Origin of the sequence: Nocardia sp. CC201C (assembly GCF_030010695.1) — a bacterium.
Lineage (GTDB): Bacteria > Actinomycetota > Actinomycetes > Mycobacteriales > Mycobacteriaceae > Nocardia > Nocardia otitidiscaviarum.
Map to the genome: position 1 here is coordinate 1 of NZ_JASCXP010000612.1, position 2,975 is coordinate 2,975.

3 protein-coding genes are annotated in these 2,975 nt (G+C 71.5%); 1 reads left to right on the forward strand and 2 read right to left on the reverse strand.

What is annotated here, in order from left to right:
• Both QK444_RS34865 and QK444_RS34870 read right to left on the reverse strand, forming a co-directional pair.
• On the reverse strand, positions 1-606 hold a 606-nt coding region (locus QK444_RS34865), incomplete at its 3' end, for a PfkB family carbohydrate kinase (RefSeq protein ID WP_282786256.1).
• A complete protein-coding gene (locus QK444_RS34870) occupies positions 603-1,370 on the reverse strand; it encodes a DeoR/GlpR family DNA-binding transcription regulator (RefSeq protein ID WP_282786257.1) in 768 nt (255 codons plus the stop codon). The genes QK444_RS34865 and QK444_RS34870, both read right to left, overlap by 4 nt.
• A gap of 103 nt (positions 1,371-1,473) precedes the next feature.
• On the opposite strand from QK444_RS34870, the gene QK444_RS34875 reads away from it, so the two are divergent.
• On the forward strand, positions 1,474-2,975 hold a 1,502-nt coding region (locus QK444_RS34875), incomplete at its 3' end, for a putative PEP-binding protein (protein ID WP_282786258.1).

A 2,975-nucleotide genomic window follows, 5' to 3' on the forward strand; every position in this document is an offset into this window, starting at 1 on the left:
GTCGTGCAACCGCTCCGGATCGGCTCCGGTGAGCTGGGCCAGCTCCTCGCTGTTGGGTTTGATCAAGGCCGGTGCGGCCGCATCGAAGCGACGCGCCAGGGCGATCAGTGGCGCGTCCGAGGTATCGACGGCGATCCTCGGGCCGCGCAGCCGCCGCACCAGTTCCACGTACCAGTCCGCGGGAACGCCGGGCGGCAGCGAACCCGACAGGACGATCCAGCTCGCGGTGGCGGACAGTTCGACCAGCAGTTCGGTCAGCGCGCGGCGGCGCTCCTCGTCCAGGGGCGCGCCCGGTTCGTTGATCTTCGTTGTGGTGCCGTCGATTTCGGTGATGGCGACATTGGTGCGGATCGGGCCGCCGCCGGGCACCACGCGATGGTCGATACCCGCCGCGGCCAAGTCACGCGATACGGGATCGCCTTCGCTGCCGGGCAGCACGGCGACGGTCGCCGCACCCGCCGTGGCGACCACCCGGGAGACATTGACGCCCTTGCCGCCCGCCTGCACGGTCGCGCCCAGGGCTCGCTGCACTCCCCCGCGCCGCAGCGGTTCGGCCAGTGTGACGGTGCGGTCCACACTCGGATTGGCGGTGAGTGTCACGATCATGCCGTCACCACCTCGATGCCGTACTCGGACAACTCGTTGCGCACCGAGGGCAGCAGTTCGTCATCGGTCACCAGGGCGTCGATCTCCTCGATCGCCGCGAAGCGCACGAAATCCTCCCGCCCGATCTTGCTGGAATCGGCCACGACCACCACGCGGTGCGCGGCGGCGACCATGGCGCGCTTGACGGCGGCCTCATCCGGATCCGGGGTGGACAGGCCGTGCCCGCCGGTCAGCGCGTTGGTGCCGATGAACGCCACATCGACGCGCAGATCACCGAGCATGCGCAGGGTCTCCGGGCCGACCGCCGCCTGAGTGAGACCGCGGACCCGACCGCCCAGCAGTTGCAGGCGCACCGCGGTGTAGCCGGACAGGCGGGCGGCGATCGGCACCGAATTGGTCACCGCGACGAGGTCGCGATCGGCGGGCAGCAGCGCCGCCACCCGCGCGGTGGTGGTCCCCGCGTCGAAGAGCACGCTGCCACCGGTGCGGGGCAGGAAGTCCAAGGCCGCCTTGGCGATTCGGTCCTTCTCGGCCGCGCGGCTGTGCTCGCGCTCGCCGGTGCCCAGTTCGATGGCGGTGAGCGCCGCCGCCGGGACCGCGCCGCCGTGCACCCGGCGCAGCAGCCCCATGCGGTCGAGTACCGCGAGGTCGCGGCGCACGGTTTCGGTGGTGACGCCGTACTGCTCGGCCAGCTCCGTGACCGAGACGCGCCCGCGTTCCCCGACCAGCGCGGCAATGGCCTGCTGCCGCTCCTCGGCGTACATCCGACCTCCAGACTCGATGTTGCTTTCTGTTGTTTTATGCCTGTATGTGTTGTTTTGTCAAGTATATGTCCGTAGCCTGGATCACAGCGTGAAGGAGGATTCCATGTCTGTATCACTGCCGGAGCAAGCCGGATCTATAGTGCTCACGGGCATACCGGCGGTGGCCGGCGTGGTTGTGGCCCCGGTGGTTCGGCCCGTGGAACGAGTTCGGATCGAGACGGCATCGGACAGCATCGCCGAGTCCGATCGGGCACCGGAGGCGGAGCGACTGCGCGCGGCGTCGGCGACCGTCGCGCAGCGTTTACGCGACCGCGCGACCCGGGCCGACGGAGCGGCGGCGGAGGTTCTCGCCGCGAACGCGGCCATGGCCGTCGATCGCGGCTGGCTCGGCGTCGCCGAACAATCCATCGCCACGGGCAGACCCGCCGCCGCGGCGACGACGGCCGCCATCGAACAGTTCGCCGAGATGTTCACCCGGCTCGGCGGCCGCATGGCCGAACGCGTGACCGACCTCTACGACCTCCGCGATCGGGTGGTGGCCGAACTGACCGGCGCGCCCGAACCGGGCATCACACTCCCCGATCGGCCGTCGATCCTGCTCGCCACCGACCTCGCGCCCGCCGACACCGCCGGACTCGACCCGAATGTCATTGTCGGCCTGGCTACTTCACTCGGCGGCCCGACCAGCCACACCGCGATCATCGCCCGCCAGCTCGGTATTCCGTCCCTGGTAGCGGTCGCCGGACTCGACGAGGTGCCGGTCGGAGCGCAGGTGCTGCTCGATGGCACCACGGGTCGGGTCACCGTGCACCCCGACCCGGACGCCGCCGCGACCGCGGCCGCCGACCACCGCGCCGCGTCGGCCCGCGCCGCCGCCTGGTCGGGTCCCGGCGGCACCGCCGACGGCCACCGCGTCGACATCCTCGCCAATGTGCAGGACGGCGCGAGCGCCCGCGCCGCCCGCCGCACCCCCGCCGCGGGCATCGGCCTCTTCCGCACCGAATTGTGTTTCCTGGACCGCGAATCCGAGCCGAGTATCGAGGAACAGGCCGCCGTCTACCGCGAAGTCCTCGACGCCTACCCGGACGCGAAGGTGGTGATCCGCACCCTCGACGCCGGTTCCGACAAGCCGTTGCGCTTCGCCTCGCATCCGGACGAGGCCAACCCCGCCCTCGGCGTGCGCGGTATCCGCACCGCTCTCCTGGACGACGGTCTGCTCGACCGCCAACTCGACGCCATCGCCCTGGCCGCCGCCGACCGCGGCACCGCCCCCTGGGTGATGGCCCCCATGATCTCCACCGCCGCCGAAGCCGAATCCTTCGCGGCCAAGGCCCGCGCCCGCGCCCTGACCCCCGGCATCATGATCGAGGTCCCCGCCGCCGCCCTGCTCGCCGAAACCCTGCTCACCCACGTCGATTTCGCCTCCATCGGCACCAACGACCTGGCCCAGTACACCATGGCCGCCGACCGCATGTCCCCCCACCTCGCCACCCTCACCGACCCCTGGCAGCCCGCCGTCCTCCACCTGGTCGCCCGCACCGCCGCCGCCGGCCACGCCCTCGCCAAACCCATCGGCGTCTGCGGCGCAGCCCCCGCCCCCCCCCC

Coding starts and splice junctions, on each gene's coding strand:
- QK444_RS34870 (WP_282786257.1), bottom strand. CDS start 1,370: ATGTACGCCGAGGAGCGGCAGCAGGCCATTGCCGCGCTGGTCGGGGAA.